At 69.9% G+C, this 16905-nt stretch carries 15 protein-coding genes; 6 read left to right on the top strand and 9 right to left on the bottom strand.

Annotated features, from left to right (window positions below):
- Positions 1-77 precede the first annotated feature (77 nt).
- Entirely contained in the window at positions 78-1391 is a 1314-nt protein-coding gene (locus H6927_03755) for a Glu/Leu/Phe/Val dehydrogenase (GenBank protein ID MCP5217204.1), read from the top strand.
- Between the two features lie 111 nt (positions 1392-1502).
- The gene (gstA, locus tag H6927_03750; protein MCP5217203.1) at positions 1503-2108 is read left to right on the top strand and encodes a glutathione transferase GstA; all 606 of its coding nucleotides are present in this window, start codon (positions 1503-1505) and stop codon (positions 2106-2108) included.
- 25 nt (positions 2109-2133) lie between these two features.
- Here the strand turns inward: gstA and H6927_03745 are convergent, their stop codons facing one another.
- Genes H6927_03745 through H6927_03725 form a run of 5 tightly spaced genes read right to left on the bottom strand, consistent with a single transcriptional unit; the run spans position 2134 to position 8086 of the window.
- Positions 2134-3273, bottom strand: a complete 1140-nt coding sequence (locus tag H6927_03745) for a CoA transferase (protein MCP5217202.1) — start codon at positions 3271-3273, stop codon at positions 2134-2136.
- A gap of 20 nt (positions 3274-3293) precedes the next feature.
- Positions 3294-4430 carry an acyl-CoA dehydrogenase family protein gene (locus tag H6927_03740; protein MCP5217201.1) on the bottom strand — a complete coding sequence of 379 codons (1137 nt, stop codon included), beginning with the start codon at positions 4428-4430 and terminating at the stop codon, positions 3294-3296.
- A 15-nt stretch (positions 4431-4445) separates the two neighbouring features.
- Complete coding sequence (locus H6927_03735; protein ID MCP5217200.1) at positions 4446-5624, bottom strand: acetyl-CoA C-acyltransferase; 1179 nt, start codon at positions 5622-5624, stop codon at positions 4446-4448.
- 13 nt (positions 5625-5637) lie between these two features.
- Positions 5638-6405, bottom strand: coding sequence for a 3-hydroxyacyl-CoA dehydrogenase (locus tag H6927_03730; GenBank protein ID MCP5217199.1), 768 nt, complete (start codon positions 6403-6405; stop codon positions 5638-5640).
- A gap of 13 nt (positions 6406-6418) precedes the next feature.
- Entirely contained in the window at positions 6419-8086 is a 1668-nt protein-coding gene (locus tag H6927_03725) for an AMP-binding protein (GenBank protein MCP5217198.1), read from the bottom strand.
- Between the two features lie 130 nt (positions 8087-8216).
- Between H6927_03725 and H6927_03720 the strand changes: the two genes are divergently transcribed.
- Positions 8217-9260, top strand: coding sequence for an AraC family transcriptional regulator (locus tag H6927_03720; protein ID MCP5217197.1), 1044 nt, complete (start codon positions 8217-8219; stop codon positions 9258-9260).
- On the opposite strand, the gene H6927_03715 is transcribed toward H6927_03720, so the two are convergent.
- On the bottom strand, positions 9257-10471 hold the full coding sequence (locus H6927_03715) for a YbfB/YjiJ family MFS transporter (protein MCP5217196.1): 1215 nt from the start codon (positions 10469-10471) through the stop codon (positions 9257-9259). The genes H6927_03720 and H6927_03715 overlap by 4 nt on opposite strands.
- Positions 10472-10568: 97 nt before the next feature.
- On the opposite strand from H6927_03715, the gene H6927_03710 reads away from it, so the two are divergent.
- Positions 10569-11696: an alkene reductase gene (locus H6927_03710; GenBank protein MCP5217195.1), complete on the top strand. Its 1128-nt coding sequence runs from the start codon at positions 10569-10571 to the stop codon at positions 11694-11696.
- Between the two features lie 6 nt (positions 11697-11702).
- On the opposite strand, the gene H6927_03705 is transcribed toward H6927_03710, so the two are convergent.
- The 3 genes from H6927_03705 to H6927_03695 are packed head-to-tail and all read right to left on the bottom strand — an operon-like array spanning position 11703 to position 15464.
- Positions 11703-13019, bottom strand: a complete 1317-nt coding sequence (locus tag H6927_03705; protein ID MCP5217194.1) for a cytochrome c — start codon at positions 13017-13019, stop codon at positions 11703-11705.
- Positions 13020-13035: 16 nt separating this feature from the next.
- On the bottom strand, positions 13036-14802 hold the full coding sequence (locus H6927_03700; GenBank protein MCP5217193.1) for a GMC family oxidoreductase: 1767 nt from the start codon (positions 14800-14802) through the stop codon (positions 13036-13038).
- 2 nt (positions 14803-14804) lie between these two features.
- On the bottom strand, positions 14805-15464 hold the full coding sequence (locus H6927_03695; protein MCP5217192.1) for a gluconate 2-dehydrogenase subunit 3 family protein: 660 nt from the start codon (positions 15462-15464) through the stop codon (positions 14805-14807).
- 500 nt (positions 15465-15964) lie between these two features.
- Here H6927_03695 and H6927_03690 point away from each other — a divergent pair, with 500 nt between their 5' ends.
- Both H6927_03690 and H6927_03685 read left to right on the top strand, forming a co-directional pair.
- Positions 15965-16513, top strand: coding sequence for a spore coat protein U domain-containing protein (locus H6927_03690; protein MCP5217191.1), 549 nt, complete (start codon positions 15965-15967; stop codon positions 16511-16513).
- Positions 16514-16535: 22 nt separating this feature from the next.
- Positions 16536-16889 carry a hypothetical protein gene (locus H6927_03685; GenBank protein MCP5217190.1) on the top strand — a complete coding sequence of 118 codons (354 nt, stop codon included), beginning with the start codon at positions 16536-16538 and terminating at the stop codon, positions 16887-16889.
- The last annotated feature ends 16 nt before the right edge of the window (positions 16890-16905 follow it).

Below are 16905 nucleotides of genomic sequence, written 5' to 3'. Positions count from 1 at the left end.
CGGCTGGGCGACAATGCCCCCATCGCCCGCTGGCATCGCCAGCCGCGCGATGGATTCAAACCCAAGGAGACCCACCCATGGCCATTGCCCAGCCCGCAGCGCCCGCGACCATCACGCACGCCCTGCCGTCCTACCTCGACCCCAACCACCTCGGCCCCTGGGGCATCTACCTACAGCAGATCGACCGCGTCACGCCCTACCTGGGCCACCTGGCGCGCTGGGTCGAGACGCTCAAGCGCCCCAAGCGCGCGCTGATCGTGGACGTGCCGATCGAGCTGGACAACGGCACCATCGCCCACTTCGAGGGCTACCGCGTGCAGCACAACACCAGCCGCGGCCCCGGCAAGGGCGGCGTGCGCTTTCACCAGGACGTGACGCTGTCCGAGGTGATGGCCCTGTCGGCCTGGATGTCGATCAAGAACGCCGCTGTCAACGTGCCCTACGGCGGCGCCAAGGGCGGCATCCGCGTCGATCCGCGCAAACTGTCGCAGAAAGAGCTGGAGCGCCTGACCCGCCGCTACACCAGCGAGATCGGCATCATCATCGGCCCGTCCAAGGACATCCCCGCGCCCGACGTCAACACCAACGAGAAGGTGATGGCCTGGATGATGGACACCTACTCCATGAACGTGGGCGCCACCGCCACCGGCGTGGTCACCGGCAAGCCGGTGGACATGGGCGGCTCGCTGGGCCGGCGCGAGGCCACCGGGCGCGGCGTGTTCACCGTGGCCTGCGAGGCGGCCAAGCAGATCGGCCTGCCCATCGAGGGCGCGCGCGTGGCCGTGCAGGGCTTCGGCAACGTGGGCGGCATCGCCGGCAAGCTGTTTGCCGAGGCCGGCGCGCTGGTGGTCGCGGTGCAGGACCACACCGGCGGCGTGGCCAACGACAAGGGCCTGGCCGTGCCCAAGCTGCTCGAGCACGTGGCCAAGACCGGCGGCGTGGCCGGCTTCAAGGGCGGCGAGGCCATCACCAGCGCCGCCGACTTCTGGGCCTGCAAGTGCGACATCATGGTGCCCGCCGCGCTGGAAGGCCAGGTCACCAAGGCCAACGCCGGCAAGATCAAGGCCAAGATGCTGATCGAAGGCGCCAACGGCCCCACCACCCCCGAGGCCGACGACATCCTGCACGACAAGGGCGTGCTGGTGGTGCCCGACGTCATCGCCAACGCCGGCGGCGTGACGGTGAGCTACTTCGAGTGGGTGCAGGACTTTTCCAGCTTCTTCTGGGACGAGGACGAGATCAACCGGCGCCTGGTCGGCATCATGAAGCACGCCTTCGACGCCGTGTGGCAGACCGCGCAGGAGCACCAGGTGAGCCTGCGCACCGCCGCCTACATCGTGGCCTGCACGCGCATCCTCAACGCCCGCGATCTGCGCGGCTTGTACCCCTGAGCGGTGCCGCGCGGCGCGGCAAAAAAACCCGCTTTCTGCTACGCTGCGCCCGCCCCGGCGGCCACTCCAACGGTCGCCGGGCCCGTGTTCCCAACTGCCCTTCGAATCCCCATGAAGCTCTACTACTCCGCGGGCGCCTGCTCGCTGTCGCCCCACATCGTGCTGGAAGAAGCCGGCCTGCCGTACGAGGCCATCTCCGCCCCCACCAAGACCAAGCAACTACCCGACGGCAGCGACTACCGCAAGGTCAACCCGCTGGGCTACGTGCCCTACCTGGTGCTGGACGACGGCACCGGCCTGCGCGAAGGCCCGGCGATCGTGCAGTACATCGCCGACCAGGCACCCCACAGCAAGCTGGCCCCGCCCAACGGCACGCTGGCGCGCTATCAATTGCAGAGCTGGCTCAACTTCATCGGCACCGAGGTGCACAAGGGTTTCTCGCCCCTGTTCAACCCCGCCATGCCGGCCGAGGCCAAGAAGATCAGCGCCGAGCGCCTGCAAGACCGCCTGAAGTGGGTCGACGGCGAGCTGGCCGGCAAGACCTGGCTGATGGGCGCGGACTTCACCGTCGCCGACGCCTACCTGTTCGTGGTCACCAACTGGGCCAAACCGATGCAGATCGACCTCACGCCCTACGCCAACCTGCTGGCCTGGCGCGAGCGTGTGGCCGCCCGCCCGGCCGTGCAGCGTGCGATGAAAGCCGAAGGGCTGATCTGAGACTTGCGGGCCGTCCGCCCGCGCGTCACACCGCGCCGCTGGCCTTGAGTGCGTCGATCTCACGCGCTGAGAAACCCCAGCTACTCAGGATTTCGTCGCCATGCTCGCCCGGTTGGGCGGGCGGGCGCTGGATTTCTGGCGCGGTGCGCGAGAACCGCGGCGCCGGCGCCGGCTGAACGACGCCCGCGTGCTCCACGAAGGTCTGTCGGGCGACGTTGTGCGGGTGCCGCGGCGCCTCGTCCAGATCGAGCACCGGCGCCACGCAAGCGTCGGTGCCCTCCAGCAGCTCGCACCACTGCGCGCGCGTGCGGGTGCGCAAGGTGTCGGCCAGCCGTTTGTGCAGGCGCGGCCACGAGGCCGGGTCCCAACGCTCCGCGAATTCGTCGGCGGGCAGGTCCAGCTTGGCGACCAGCAGGTCGTGGAACGGCGGCTCGATCGGCCCCAGCGCCAGCCACTTGCCGTCGGCGCACTCGTAGGTGCCGTAGAACGGCGCGCCGCCATCCAGCAGGTTGGCCTCGCGTTCGTTCTTCCAGTGGCCCATGGCCTTGAAGCTGTATTGCATGGCCATCAGCAGTGCCGCGCCATCGGTCATCGCCGCATCGACCACCTGGCCGCGCCCGGACTTGCCGGCCTCCAGCAGCGCGCAGACTATGCCGAAGGCCACGAACATGGCCCCGCCGCCGAAGTCGCCCACCAGATTGAGCGGCGCCACGGGCTTGCCCGCCGTGCCGATGGCGTGCAGGGCGCCGGTCAGGGCGATGTAGTTGATGTCGTGGCCGGCGGCCTGGGCCAGCGGGCCGCTTTGGCCCCAGCCGGTGATGCGGCCGTAGACCAGCTTGGGGTTGCGCTGCAGGCAGGGCTCGGGGCCCAGGCCCAGGCGCTCCATCACGCCGGGGCGAAAGCCCTCAAGGATGGCGTCCGCCTCGCCCACCAGCCGCAGCACGGCGGCCACCGCCTCGGGCTTCTTCAAGTCCAGCGCCAGCGAGCGCCGCCCGCGGTTGAGAAAGCCGCCGTTCTTGAGCACGTCGAACGCGCTGGCGTCGCTGCGGCCCTTGCGGTCGATGCGGATCACCTCGGCGCCCATGTCGGCCAGCAGCATGGCGGCGAACGGCGCCGGGCCGATGCCCGCCATCTCGATGATCTTGAACCCGGCCAATGGCCCCATGGCGTGCTCCTCTTTTTGAATCAACCGGCGATGACGGCCCGGGCGATCACCAGGCGCTGGATGTCGGATGCGCCTTCGTAGATCTGGCTCACGCGCACGTCGCGGTAGATGCGCTCGACGGGGAAGTCGCTCACGTAGCCGTAGCCGCCGTGGATCTGGATGGCGTCCGAGCATACGCGTTCGGCCATTTCCGAGGCGAACAGCTTGGCCATCGACGCTTCCTTCAGGCAGGGCCGGCTGGCGTCCTTGAGAGTCGCTGCGTGCAGCACGAGCTGGCGCGCGGCCTCGATCTGCGTGGCCATGTTGGCCAGCCGAAAGGCCACTGCCTGGTGCTCCACGATGGGCACGCCGAAGGCTTCGCGCTCGCGGGCGTACTTCAGCGCCGCCTCCAGCGCGGCGCGCGCCATGCCCACCGACTGCGCGGCGATGCCGATGCGCCCGGCTTCGAGGTTCGAGAGAGCAATCTTGTAGCCCTCGCCCTCCTTGCCCAGCAGATGATCGGCCGGGATGCGGCAGTCCTCGAACAGGATCTGCGCCGTGTCCGAGGCGTGCTGGCCCATCTTGTCCTCGATGCGCGCCACCTTGTAGCCCGGGTTGTCGGTGGGCACCAGGAAGGCCGAGATGCCCTTCTTGCCCGCCTGCTTGTCGGTCACGGCAAACACGATCGCCAGCTGAGCGTTCTTGCCGGTGGTGATGAACTGCTTGACGCCGTTCAGCACCCAGGCGTCGCCCTCGCGCACGGCGGTGGTGCGGATGGCGGAGGCGTCCGAGCCCACGTGCGGCTCGGTCAGGCAGAAGCACCCCAGCCATTCGCCGCTGGCCAGGCGCGTCAGGTACTTGTCCTTCTGCGTATCGCTGCCGTAGTTCATGGTGATGCCGCAGGCCAGCGAGTTCTGCACGCTGACGATGCTGGACGTGGCGCCGTCACCGACCGCGACCTCCTCGATGGCGAGGGCCAGCGACACATAGTCCAACTCGGCGCCGCCCCAACGCTCGGGCACGACCATGCCCAGCACGCCCAGCTCGCCCAGCTCCTTCAGCGCCTGCTGGGGGAAGCTGTGCTGCTTGTCCCACTCGGCGGCAAAGGGCGCCAGGCGCTCGGCTGCGAACTGGCGCAGCGAGTCGCGGATCATTTCCTGTTCTTGCGTGAAGATCATTCTTAATGCTCCCGTTTACAGGACTTCGAGCGCCACGGCCGTGGCCTCGCCGCCGCCGATGCACAGGCTGGCGATGCCGCGCTTGCCGCCGCGCTGGCGCAGCGCGTGGATCAGCGTGACGATGATGCGCGCGCCGGTGGCGCCGATCGGGTGGCCCAGAGCGCAGGCGCCGCCGTTGACGTTCACCTTGTCATGCGGCAGGCCCAGCGCGTCCATGGCCAGCAGCGTGACGACCGCGAACGCCTCGTTGATCTCGAACAGGTCCACGTCGCCCACGCCCCAGCCGGTCTTGGCCAGCACGTTGCGGATCGCGGTGGCCGGCGCGGTGGTGAATTCGCCCGGCGCCTGCGCGTGGCTGGCATGGGCGTGGATGCGCGCCAGCGGCGCCAGGCCACGGCGCTTGGCTTCCGACTGGCGCATCAGCACCAGCGCGGCGGCGCCGTCGGAGATCGACGAGGCATTGGCCGGCGTCACCGTGCCGTCCTTGCGAAAGGCGGCCTTCAGTTGCGGGATCTTGGCGGCGTCGCACTTGCCCGGCGTTTCGTCGTCGGCCAGCACCACCTCGCCCTTGCGGCCGGTGATTTTCACCGGGGCGATTTCGGCGCGGAACGCACCACTAGTCACCGCGTGCTGGGCGCGGCGCACCGATTCGACGGCGTAGGCGTCCTGGCGCTCGCGCCCGATGCCGTGCTCCTGCGCCGACAGATCGGCGTAGTAGCCCATCAGCTTGCCCTCGTAGGCGTCTTCCAGCCCGTCGAGGAACATGTGGTCGAAGATCTGGTCGTGGCCCAGGCGGTAGCCCTGGCGCGCCTTGGGCAGCACGTAGGGCGCGTTGGTCATCGACTCCATGCCGCCGGCCAGGCCCACCTTGCAGGTGCCGGCCAGCAGCAGGTCGTGCACCAGCATGGTGGCCTTCATGCCCGAGCCGCACATCTTGGTCAGGGTGGTAGACGGCACCGCGGGCGACAGGCCCGCGCCCAGCACCGCCTGGCGTGCCGGGGCTTGCTTCAGGCCGGCGTACAGGCAGCAGCCCAGGATGGCTTCGTCGATGTCGGCGGCGTGGCTGCCGATGTCGGCCAGCACGCCGGCAATGGCGGCGCTGCCCAGCTGCGGGGCGGTGACGGGGGCGAACTGCCCCTGGAAGGCGCCGATGGGGGTGCGGCGCGCGGCCACGATGACGATGGGATCGGTCATGAAATGCTCCTTTTTATTTGGCGCCCATGCGGATGGCGCCGTCGATGCGAATGACTTCGCCGTTCAGGTAGGGGTTGTCGACGATGTGGCGCACCAGGCCGGCGAATTCGGCCGGCTTGCCCAGGCGCGAGGGGAAGGGCACCATCTTGCCGAGCGAGTCCTGCACCTCCTGCGGCATGCCCAGCAGCATGGGCGTTTCCATGATGCCGGGGGCGATGGTCATGACGCGGATGCCGAAGCGGCTCAGTTCGCGCGCGACCGGCAGCGCCATGGCCACGACGCCGCCCTTGGATGCGGCGTAGGCAGCCTGGCCGACCTGGCCGTCGAAGGCCGCCACCGATGCGGTGTTGACGATCACGCCGCGCTCGCCGTCGGCGCTCGGCGCGTTGGCCGACATGGCATCGGCCGCCAGCCGCAGCATGTTGAAGGGGCCCACCAGGTTCACCTGGATGGCCTTGGCAAAGCTCGCCAGGCGATGCGGCCCTTCCTTGCCCAGCACCTTTTCGGCCGGCGCGATGCCGGCGCAGTTGACCAGGCCGTGCAGCGCGCCGAAGCTGTCGCACGCCAGATTCACGGCGGCGCGCGCGCTGGCCTCGTCGGCCACGTCGGTGGCGGCAAAGCGCACCTTGGCGCCCAGCTCGGCGGCCAGGGCCTTGCCGGCGGCTTCATTCAAGTCGGCGATGACGACGTTGCCGCCGGCGTTTGCCAGCATGCGCACGGTGGCCGCGCCCAGGCCGGAGGCGCCGCCGGTGACCAGGAAAGTGTGGTTTTCAATCATCATGGTGACGTGCTCCTTATTGGTTGCCGGCCGCGGCGGCCTGCTGGCGCAGCAGAAAGCGCTGGATCTTGCCGCTGGGGGTCTTGGGCAGTTCGGTGACGAACTCGATCTCGCGCGGGAAGGCGTGCGCGGCCAGGCGGCGCTTGACCATCAGCTGCAACTCGTCGGCCAGCGCAGCCGACGCTTCATAGCCCGCGCGCAGCACCACGAAGGCCTTGACGATCTCGGTGCGCTCGGGGTCGGGCTTGCCGATGACGGCGGTCTCGGCCACGGCCGGGTGCTCGATCAGGCAGCTCTCGACGTCGAACGGCCCGATGCGATAGCCCGACGAGGTGATGATGTCGTCGCCGCGGCCGACGAAGGCGATGCTGCCGTCGGCGGCCATCTCCACGGTGTCGCCGGTGAGGTAGTACTTGCCGACGAAGGCCGAGGTCTTCTGCTGCCAGTAGCCCGGGAAGTAGTACAGCGGCGAGTTGTCGCGGTCCACCGCCAGCGTGCCCTGCGTGCCCACGGGCAGCTCGTGGCCTTCGTCATCGACCACCACCAGGCGGTAGCCGGGCACCGGCAGGCCGGCGCTGCCCAGGCGCACCGCGTGCGTCAGGCCGTGGAAGTTGCACAGCACCATGCCGATCTCGGTCTGGCCGTAGTGGTCGCTGATGGGGCAGTCCAGCTTGTCGCGGAACCAGCGGATGACTTCGGGGTTCAGCGGCTCGCCGGCGCTGCTGACCACGCGCAGCCGGCCGCGCAGGCGTTGCACCACCTCGTCGCCGGCGCCGATCAGCAGGCGGTAGGCGGTGGGCGAACCCGCCAGGTTGTCGATGCCGTACTTCTCGATCACGTGGCAGGTGCTGTCCACCGTGAAGTGGCCGTCGTAGAAGGTGGTGGCCTGGCCGAGCAGCAAGGGCCCAATGGCGGAGAAATACAGCCCGTAGGCCCAGCCTGGATCGGCAATGTTCCAGTAGTTGTCGCCGGGGCGCAGGTCCACCGCGTAGCGCATGTACATATAGATCGCCATCAGCGCCCGGTGCGGCACGGCCACGCCCTTGGCCAGGCCGGTGGTGCCGGAGGTGAACAGCATCATGCAGGCGTCGTCGCCGGTGCGCAGCACGGGCGTGAAGGCGTTGCTGTGGCGGTCGATCTCGGCCTGGAAGTCGAAGTCGCCGGCGCGGGTGGCGGCCCCGGCGCTGGCCACGGTGACGACCGGCGGGCAGCCCTTCACGTCGTCGAGCTTGGGGCGGTTGGCGCTGTCGGTGACGATCAGCCTGGCCTCGCTGGAGTTGACGCGGTGCTCGATCGACTTGGCGCCGAAGGCCGTGAACAGCGGCTGGTACACCGCGCCGGCGCGCCAGACGCCCAGGATGACCACCAGCAGCTCGGGCGTGCGCGGCAGCAGGCCGGCCACGCGGTCGCCCGGCTTGACGCCCTGGCTGACCAGGAAGTTGGCAAAACGCGAGGACAGCTCGCGCAGTTGCTCGAAGGTGTAGCTGGCGCTGCGGCCGTCCTGCGCCTCCCAGTTCAGTGCCACGCGGCCGGCTTCAGCGTGGCGGTCGCAGCACTCGATGGCGGCGTTGATGCCGTTCTTGAAGTCGCCGGAAAAGGTCTTGGCGACGTCCTCCAGGCGGAAGTGGGCGACGAAGTCCTGATACGTGGGCAGGGTACTGCTTTCGGTGGCGTGGGCGGCCATGGTCATCTCCGTTGTGAAATGGGGGGCAGGGGGTGCGGGGAGTCTAGGAATCGGGCCGCTCTTTTCCTACGCCCAAATCGGTCAAAATGAGTGACGGCTTTTGCCACACCGGCGCCGGCCGGCAGAACCAATGAACAAGGGGACGATCTCGATCAGCTTCGTTGCCGAGGCCCTGGCCGAGGCGAAGCGCCGTGGACTGGACGTGGCGGCGCTGACAGCGCGCGCGGGCTTCAGCGCCGAGCTGCTGGGCATGCCGCTGGCCCGGGTGTCGCCGCAGCAGTACGGGGCGCTGTGGCACGTGCTGGCCGCCGAGCTGGGCGACGAGTTCTTCGGCATGGACGCGCACCCCATGCGCCCGGGCGGCTTCGCCATCCTCACCCACGCCGTGCTCGATGCCCGGGACCTGCACCACGCGCTGGAGCGGGCGCTGCGCTTCTTCTCGCTGGTGCTGGACGACGTGTCGGGCCAGCTGAACGTGCACGGCGGCCAGGCCGCGCTGACCCTGATCGACCGGGGCCCGCCCGCGCGGCTGTTTGCCCACGGCACGCTGTTCGTCATCCTGCACGGCCTGGCGTGCTGGCTGGTCGGGCGGCGCCTGCCGATCGTGGCGACGTCCTTCTGCCAACCGGCGCCCGAGCATGCCGCCGAATACCGCCTGATCTTCGGCCAGGCGCTGCGCTTCGAGCAGCCAGCCAGCCGCCTGGTGCTGGACGCGGCCCATCTCGACCTGCCGCTGGTGCGCGACCGCAAGGCGGCGCAGGCCTTTTTGCGCGAGGCGCCGGCCAACTTCCTGCTCAAGTACCGCTGCCGCAACGGCCCCACCGCCCTGGTGCGCGGGCACCTGTGCCGCGTGCCGCCGGCGGACTGGCCCGACTTCGAGGTGCTGGCCGCCTCGCTGCACACCACCGCCTCCACCCTGCGGCGCCACCTGGAGCAGGAAGGCCAGACCTACCAGAGCATCAAGGACGACCTGCGCCGCGACCTGGCGGTCGACTACCTGTGCAACTCCCCGTCCAGCGTGGCCGACATCGCGCACGCCCTGGGGTTTGCCGAACACAGCGCCTTCCACCGCGCGTTCCGCAAATGGACCGGGGCCAGCCCGGGCGAATACCGCCACCAGGGGGCAGCCAGCGCGGCGCGCGCCTACGCCGGCCGCGCACTGCATTCAAGCTAGCGCAAGGGCTTTTGCCGCCACGCCACCAGCGCCCCCAGCCACAGCGCGCCCGCCGAGTACAGCAGGCCGCGCGTCAGCCCGCCGGGGCCGTCAGCAATCCAGCCCACCACGGTAGGCCCGACGATCTGGCCGAAGGCAAACACGATGGTGAAGGCGCTGATGCCCGCGGCCCACTGCCCGCTGGCCAGGTTGTGGCGCACGAAGGCGGTGGTGGACGCCACCAGCGACAAGAACACCGCGCCAAACAGCAGGCCCGAGGCCAGCACCACCGGCCAGGCGCCGGTCAGCGCCGGGGCCACGGTGGCCACGCCCAGCAGGGCGTTCAGCAGCGCCAGCGCGCCGCCGCCCCGGGCGCGGTCCAGCAGCCGCGCCCAGATGCGCGCCGACGCCACCACCGCCAGCCCCAGCAGGGTGTAGAACAGCGTCACCGCGCCGGCGCTGGCGCCCTGCTCGCGCAGCAGGGCGATCACGAAGGTCATGTAGCCGATGTAGCCCACGCCAAACAGCGTGTAGCCGGCCAGCGCCCAGCCCATCGGCCGCCAGCGGGGTTTTGCAGCCCAATCGGCCTCTGGCCCCGATGGAACATGCGCAATCAGCTCCTGTTTTTGTAGTATTTTGGCGGGCCAGCGCAGCACCGCCGTGGCCGCCAGGCACGCCAGCGCCATGCCCCACCAGGCCCAGGCCCAGCCGTGGGGCACGCGGCGCGCCGCATCCAGCAGCAGCGGCACGCCCAGCGCCGCCAGCGCAATGCCCCAGCCCACCCCGCCGTAGTACAGGCCCAGCAGCAGGCCCGCCTGCCCCGGCTGGCGCGTGCCCAGCCGCGCGGCCAGCAGCCCGCCGGCGATGAACACGAAGGCGCTGGCCACCCCGGCCAGCAGGCGCTGCAGCAGCAGCGGCGCGGCGGCGACGAAAAAGCCCGACAGCGCCATGAACACGCTGGCCAGCACCGCCCCCCACAGCAGCATGCGGGCGGCATCCAGGCGGCGCAGCAGCCAGGGCGTGGCCAGCGCGCCCAGCAGGTAGCCGGCGGCGTTGACGGTGTTCATCGCGCCGGCCAGGGTGTAGCTCCAGGCCAGGTCGTCCTTCATCACCGGCAGCAGCAGGCCGTAGGCAAAGCGCGTGATGCCCAGCGACACGGCGGCCCCCAGCGACAGCGCCAGGGCCAGGAGGACGGGTGCGGGGCCGGCGGGCGCGGCGGGCGGTGCGGTCATCGGGCCATTGTGGCGCAGCCCCGCGCGGGACCGGGCCAGCCATCCCTCGTCCGTCGCACAATGGCCCCTGCCATTTTTGTCACCCGAGAGCCCGACGATGTCCCACCCGCTGTTTTCCTCCCTGCGCCTGGGCGCGCTCACCGTGCCCAGCCGCGTCGTCATGGCGCCGCTCACGCGCAACCGCGCGCCCGGCGCCGTGCCCACGGCGATGATGGCCGAGTACTACCGCCAGCGCGCCGACCCCTGGCGCGGCGCCGGCCTGATCGTGAGCGAGGGCACGGCCATCAGCCCGCAGGGCCAGGGCTACGCCGACGTGCCCGGCCTGTACGACAGCGCGCAGCTCGACGGCTGGCAGCAGGTGACGAAGGCCGTGCACGCCGCCGGCGGCCGCATCTTCTGCCAGCTGTGGCACGTGGGGCGCGTGTCGCACCCGCTGCTGCAGCCAGGCCACCAGCCGCCTGTGGCGCCCTCGGCCATCCGCGCCAACACCAAGACCTACGTGATCGACGGCGAAGGCCAGGGCGGCTTCACGCCCACCAGCGAGCCGCGCGCGCTGCACCGGCACGAGATTCCCCTGCTGGTGCACGACTTCGCCGCCGCCGCGCGCAACGCCGTGCAGTCGGCCGGCTTCGACGGCGTGGAAATCCACGGCGCCAACGGCTACCTGCTGGACCAGTTCCTGAAGACCGGCGCCAACCGGCGCGAGGACGACTACGGCGGCGCCATCGCCAACCGCGCGCGCCTGATGCTGGAAGTCGCCCGCGCCGTGGCCGACGCGGTGGGCGCCGAGCGCACGGGCCTGCGCGTGTCGCCCGTCACGCCCGCCAACGACATCGTCGACGCCGACCCGCAGCCGCTGTTCCAGCACCTGATGCGCGAGCTGGCCCCGCTGCCGCTGGCCTACGTCCACGTCATCGAGGGCGCCACCGGCGGCCCGCGCGAGGTCGAAGGCCGCCCCTTCGACTACGCCGCCATGAAGGCCGCCTACCGCCAGGCCGGCGGCCAGGGCGCGTGGATGGTCAACAACGGCTACGACGGCGCGCTGGCGCGCGCGGCCATCGAATCGGGCCACGCCGACCTGGTGGCCTTCGGCAAGCCCTTCATCAGCATGCCCGACTGGACCGAGCGCCTGCGCCGCAACCTGCCCGCCGTGGCACCCGAGCGCGCCACGCTGTATGGCGGCGGCGCGCATGGCTACATCGACTACCCGCCGCTGGAGGATTGAAGCGGTTCAACGCGCCGTCGCCGCGCGCACCTGGGCCACCTGGGCAGCTGTTACCGCCGGCGCGTTGTTGGACCAGCCCTGGCGCACGAAGCTGGCCAGCGCCGCCACCTCGTCGTCCTTCAGGCGCCAGCCGAAGTCGGGCATGGCCAGGCGCGCGGGCCGCAGCTGGGTGGAGGGCATGGCCGCGCCGTTCAGGATCACGGCGATCAGGCCGCCGGCGTCCTGGGCGGTGACCAGGGCGTTGCCGTCCAGCTGCGGAAACACCGCCTTGGCGCCCTTGCCGCTGGTGAAGTGGCAGGCGCTGCAGTTGTCCAGGTACAGGCGCGCGCCCAGCTCCAGCTGGGGCGAGGCGCCGTCCAGCGTCTGGGTGGTGGCCGCGGCGCTGGCGCGCAGCGCCGTCAGGCCGTTAACCGGGCGGTCCTGGCGGATGGCCTTGAGGTAGGCCACGACGGCGTCCAGGTCGTCCTTGGGCAGGTACTGCAGCGAGTGGTCGACGGCCAGCGCCATCTCGCCCGTCACGCCCGTGGTGTCGCTGCGGCCGGTGGCCAGCAGGGCCGCCAGCTGCACCGCGCTCCAGCGCTGCGCGTCGCTGTCCTTGGCGCGCAGGTCGGGCACCGGCCAGCCGTTCAGCACCGTGCCGGTCAGGAAGTCGCCCGAGCGCGCGTCGTAGCCTTTTTCGGCAAACGTCAAGCTGTTGCGCGGCGTGTGGCAGGAGCCGCAGTGCGCCAGGCCTTCGACCAGGTAGGCGCCGCGATCGAGCCGGGCGTCGCCCATGTGCGGCTCGAAGCCCGCCTGGGGCAGGGCCACCCAGTTCCAGACCCGGATGCCCCAGCGCTGGTTGAACGGAAAGCTCAGCGCGGTGGCCGGCGCCTGGGTGGGCACCGGGGCCACCTCGTGCATCAGGTAGGCGTACAGGGCGCGCACGTCCGGCTCGCTCATCTTGCGGTAGCTGGGGTAGGGCATGGCCGGGTACAGCGGCGTGCCGTCCCTGCGCACGCCATCGACCAGCGCGGCGCGAAACTCGTCCAGCGTGTAGCTGCCGATGCCGCTGTCCTTGTCGGGCGTGATGTTGGTCGAGTAGATGGTGCCGTAGGGCGAGGCAATGGCCAGGCCGCCCGCGTAGGGCTGGCCCTTGGGCGCCGTGTGGCAGGCCATGCAGTCGGCCGCCACGGCCACCGCCCGGCCGGCGCCCGGCGGCGGCTGGTAGTCGGCCGGCAGCACCTGCGCCGGCGCGGTGCGCTGCGGCGGCACGTACATCAGGCCCAGAACCACCGCGATGCCGATCACGATCAGCACGCCGACGATGCGAAGCAGCGCTTTCATGGTGGGCTCCTTGCACTCAGACCAGCGGACGCGGGTTCTTCAGATAGTCCTGCCGGATCGCCCGCGCCGACCAGTACGCCAGCGCGCCGACGGTGCCGGTGGGGTTGTATTGCAGGTTCTGCGGGAAGGCGCTGGAGCCCATCACGAACACGTTGTGCACGTCCCAGCTCTGCAGGTAGCGGTTGAGCGCGCTGCGGCCGGGATCGGTGCCCATGATGGCGCCGCCGACGTTGTGTGTGGTCTGGTAGGGCCGCACGTCGTAGTGCGCGCCCTCGCTCTTGTAGCCCGAGCCCCAGTGCGTGGGGTTCATCGACTTGGCGATGGCCTCGATCTTGCCGCGCATGAACTGCGTCATGCGGATGTCGTTGGGCTTCCAGTCGAAGGTCATGCGCAGCATGGGCTGGCCGTGGCGGTTGCGGTAGGTCGGGTCCAGATCGAGGTAGCAATCGCGGTAGGCCATGTTCGAGCCGTGGCTGCCGATGCTCATCGCATGGCCGTACCAGTCCTTGATGCCCTGCTTCCAGCCCGCGCCCCAGCCGGGGGTGCCGGGCGGCAGCGGCATGGAGGCGATCGGCCGGCCGTTGAACTGGCCGCTGCTGATGTAGCTGCCGCCGATGAAGCCCTCGCGGCCGAAGTCGATCTGGTTGACGGCGTAGTCGTCGATCACGATCGCGCTGGAGCCGGCGCCCACGAACGGGTTGAAGTGCACGTCCTTGAAGAACAGCGAGGTGCCGCCCGTCATCTGGTAGGCGTAGTTGCGGCCCACCACGCCCTCGCCGGTCTCGGCCACGTAGGGCTTGCCGATGCCCGACAGCAGCAGCAGGTGCACGTTGTAGAACTGGTAGGCGGCCAGGATGACCAGGTCGGCCGGCTGGAACACCTCCTCGCCTTTCTCGTCGACGTAGGTCACGCCGGTGGCGGTCTTCCTGTCGGCCGCCAGCTCCACCCGGATGACCTCGGCGCGCGTGCGGTAGCTGAAGTTGGGCTTGTGCTTGAGCGCGCCCAGGATGCAGGTCTGCGGCGACGACTTGGAGTAGTTGATGCAGCCGAAGCGTTCGCAAAAGCCGCAGAAGTTGCACGGTCCCAGCTGCATGCCGTACTCGTTGGTGTAGGCGTCCGACAGGTTGGCCGAAGGCAGCGGAAACGGGTGGTAGCCCATGGCCTTGGCCGCCTCGCCGAACATCTTGCCGTTGAGCAGCGTGGGCAGCGGCGGCAGCGGGTAGGCGCGCTTGCGCGGCCCCTCGAACGGGTTGCCGCCGGCCTGCGTCTGGCCGCCGATGTTGCCCGCCCGGCCGGAGATGCCGCACACGTACTCGAAGCGGTCGAAGTGCGGCTCCAGCTCGTCGTAGCTGACGCCCCAGTCCTCGATCGTCATGCCCTCGTCGATCGTCTTGGCGCCGAACTTCTCGGTCACGTACGAGCGCAGGCGCAGCTCCTCGGGCAGCGCGCGCCAGGTGTGGCCGTTCCAGTGCACGCCCGCCCCGCCCACGCCGTTGCCCGGCAGAAAGCTGCCCAGCACGCGGTAGGGCAGCGCCGTCTCCTGCAGCGAGCGGCGCACCGTCAGCGTCGAGTGCGCCGGCGCCTCCATCAGCTTGAGCCGGACGCCGTACTTCAGCTCGTCGATCATCTTGGGGTAGGCGAAATCGGGCACCGTGTCGCGGTCCTCGCCGCGCTCCAGCGCCAGCACGTTCAGCCCGGCCTCGGCCAGCTCCATCGCCAGGATCGAGCCGGTCCAGCCCAGGCCCACGATCACCGCATCGGTTTTTTTCTCCTGCCGTGCCATGGTCAACCCCTTGCCCCGGAAATGGCCACCGGCCCCAGCGGGTACGGCTTGCCCTGGTCGTTGGCCCATTCCAGGTACGCCCCGCGCGCGCCCGGAAAGCCGATGTGCTTCCAGCCCACCATCTGGTGGTTGCCGCCGTACATCGGGTCGGCCAGAAAACCTTCCTTGGTGTTTTGCAGCAAGAAGGCGAAGAAGTCGCGCAGCTCGGCCTTCAGGCCCAGCTTGCCGGCCTGCAGCGTCTTGAGCACCTCGTCCTGCGCCGCCTCGTCCAGCGCGGCGAAGGCCTTGCCCTTGTTCTGCGTGCACCAGCCGTCCACCGCCGCGATCGCCCCACGGTAGATCTGCGCCGGCGTCAGCGGCGACTGAAAACCCCGCTGCGGGTTCGCGTCGGCCTCGTGCGGGCCGCCCATGAACCAGTCCGCCGCGCTGCCGAAATCGCCCGCCAGCTGCCGGTCGATGAACACCGGCACCTGCGCCTCGATGGCGCCCGGCCCGTCGCCCGCCGAGGGGATCAGGCGCGCGCACGCCGCGCGCACGAAGGCCCATTCATTCGCGTTGAGGTACACCGGCTTGTACTCGTCCAGCAGGGCCTTGGCCGCCTGCGTGGCCGACGGGCCGCCGGCCAGCAGCACCGCCCCGCTGCCCATCGCCGCCTTCAGCATGAAGCGCCGGTTGGGCCGGCTCTCCGGTGGCTTCAGTTCGTGCCAGGTCGTGGGTGGCTGCCGGTCGTCGCTCATCACGCTCTCCTTCGCGTTGCGAAAGTTCAGGCGAGTTCACGATATCACGGTGCCTGCCCGCTTGTAAAACGGCGTCGGGTCGCCTCGGCAACTGGGTAGGCGGCCGCCCCCTCGAGCCAGATCGACCCACAGCACCACCTGGCGCCTATGTAGAACCTTGGCATTGATACAACAGCCTGTGCCATCGCACAGTGTGAACTTGTTCACACACCAATTTGACTTTTCAAGAGCCGCCGTTTCACCCTGACGACAGTGTGTGATTTCGCACAGTTTTCAAGCTTCAAAAACTTGTCTGCCATGGGTACTCACTTCTAAGATTCGCGCCCACTGCAATGACTACTTTTCGATTCATAGTCGTTGCTCCACCCGACTCATTGACCCTGCCCTTCAACCCCCGCGGCATGCCGCACGAAAGTCGACACATCATGAACAAGCAACTCCTCGCCAAGCTGGCCATCATTGCCCTGGGCGCCACCCTCGGCGCCGCGCAGGCCGACACCGTGACGCCCGCCCCGACCTTCCTGGTCAAGATGACGATCACCAAGACCTGCAAGGTCACCACCGCGCCCACGGACATCGACCTGGGCAGCGTCGCCGCCAGCAGCACCGCCGTGAGCCAGACCGGCAGCAACACCTTCAAGGTCAACTGCTCCAGGCTCACCCCCTTCCACATCGGCCTGGCACCCTCCGTCGCCAACGGCGGCGACAGCAATGGCAACGGCAAAATGGCCAGCGTTGCCAACAGCGCCACCAACACCGACAAGGTGCCGTACACGCTGTACCAGGACAGCGGCTACGCCACCGCCTGGGGCAACACCGCCACCCCCACCGCGGACGGCAACGGCAAGGGCGGCACCGGTGCCGGCATGGCGGTTGCGAATGCGATCATGTTCACCGCTTACGCCAAGGCCACCAACTCCGATTACGCGCCGGACGACTACAAGGACACCGTGACGGTCAACGTCAACTACTGATCGCGAACGCCCACGCCCGCCCATGCGCCCGCAAGCCATCGCCCAGGCCGCTGCCGTGCTGGCCTGCTGCGCCGGCGCCGGCGCAGCCCCGGCCGGGCAAGGCAGCCCGGGCTTTGCGGTGCGCCTGCAGGTGCTGTCCACCTGCCGCGTGTCGGCGCCGCCCCACCCGGGCGTCCCGGCGGCGAGCGACCGGGCGCTGCGGGTCCACTGCTCGCGCCAGACACCGTTCATCGCCCGCCTGCCCGCGCCGGCCAGTACGGGCGTGGCGGCCACGGGCCGCGGCATGGACCAGGTCAGCGCCGTCCTGCCTGCCGGCGAGGCGGCGGCGGGCGATGCCGGCGCGGCCCAGGTCACCGCCGTCCACGTGGACTATTGATCCGGTTCTTTTTTTC

The organism is Burkholderiaceae bacterium, from assembly GCA_024235995.1.
GTDB lineage: Bacteria > Pseudomonadota > Gammaproteobacteria > Burkholderiales > Burkholderiaceae_C > Ottowia.
Note: the sequence above shows the minus strand (reverse complement) of the source record. Positions and strands in the feature narration are given on the sequence as shown.

Excerpts from the sequence above, each read along its gene's own strand:
- H6927_03685 (MCP5217190.1), top strand. The coding sequence starts at position 16,536 with ATGCGCCCGCAAGCCATCGCCCAGGCCGCTGCCGTGCTGGCCTGCTGC.
- gstA (MCP5217203.1), top strand. The coding sequence starts at position 1,503 with ATGAAGCTCTACTACTCCGCGGGCGCCTGCTCGCTGTCGCCCCACATC.
- H6927_03745 (MCP5217202.1), bottom strand. The coding sequence starts at position 3,273 with ATGGGGCCATTGGCCGGGTTCAAGATCATCGAGATGGCGGGCATCGGC.
- H6927_03695 (MCP5217192.1), bottom strand. The coding sequence starts at position 15,464 with ATGCTGAAGGCGGCGATGGGCAGCGGGGCGGTGCTGCTGGCCGGCGGC.
- H6927_03705 (MCP5217194.1), bottom strand. The coding sequence starts at position 13,019 with ATGAAAGCGCTGCTTCGCATCGTCGGCGTGCTGATCGTGATCGGCATC.
- H6927_03690 (MCP5217191.1), top strand. The coding sequence starts at position 15,965 with ATGAACAAGCAACTCCTCGCCAAGCTGGCCATCATTGCCCTGGGCGCC.
- H6927_03700 (MCP5217193.1), bottom strand. The coding sequence starts at position 14,802 with ATGGCACGGCAGGAGAAAAAAACCGATGCGGTGATCGTGGGCCTGGGC.
- H6927_03740 (MCP5217201.1), bottom strand. The coding sequence starts at position 4,430 with ATGATCTTCACGCAAGAACAGGAAATGATCCGCGACTCGCTGCGCCAG.
- H6927_03755 (MCP5217204.1), top strand. The coding sequence starts at position 78 with ATGGCCATTGCCCAGCCCGCAGCGCCCGCGACCATCACGCACGCCCTG.
- H6927_03730 (MCP5217199.1), bottom strand. The coding sequence starts at position 6,405 with ATGATGATTGAAAACCACACTTTCCTGGTCACCGGCGGCGCCTCCGGC.
- H6927_03725 (MCP5217198.1), bottom strand. The coding sequence starts at position 8,086 with ATGGCCGCCCACGCCACCGAAAGCAGTACCCTGCCCACGTATCAGGAC.
- H6927_03720 (MCP5217197.1), top strand. The coding sequence starts at position 8,217 with ATGAACAAGGGGACGATCTCGATCAGCTTCGTTGCCGAGGCCCTGGCC.
- H6927_03735 (MCP5217200.1), bottom strand. The coding sequence starts at position 5,624 with ATGACCGATCCCATCGTCATCGTGGCCGCGCGCCGCACCCCCATCGGC.
- H6927_03710 (MCP5217195.1), top strand. The coding sequence starts at position 10,569 with ATGTCCCACCCGCTGTTTTCCTCCCTGCGCCTGGGCGCGCTCACCGTG.
- H6927_03715 (MCP5217196.1), bottom strand. The coding sequence starts at position 10,471 with ATGACCGCACCGCCCGCCGCGCCCGCCGGCCCCGCACCCGTCCTCCTG.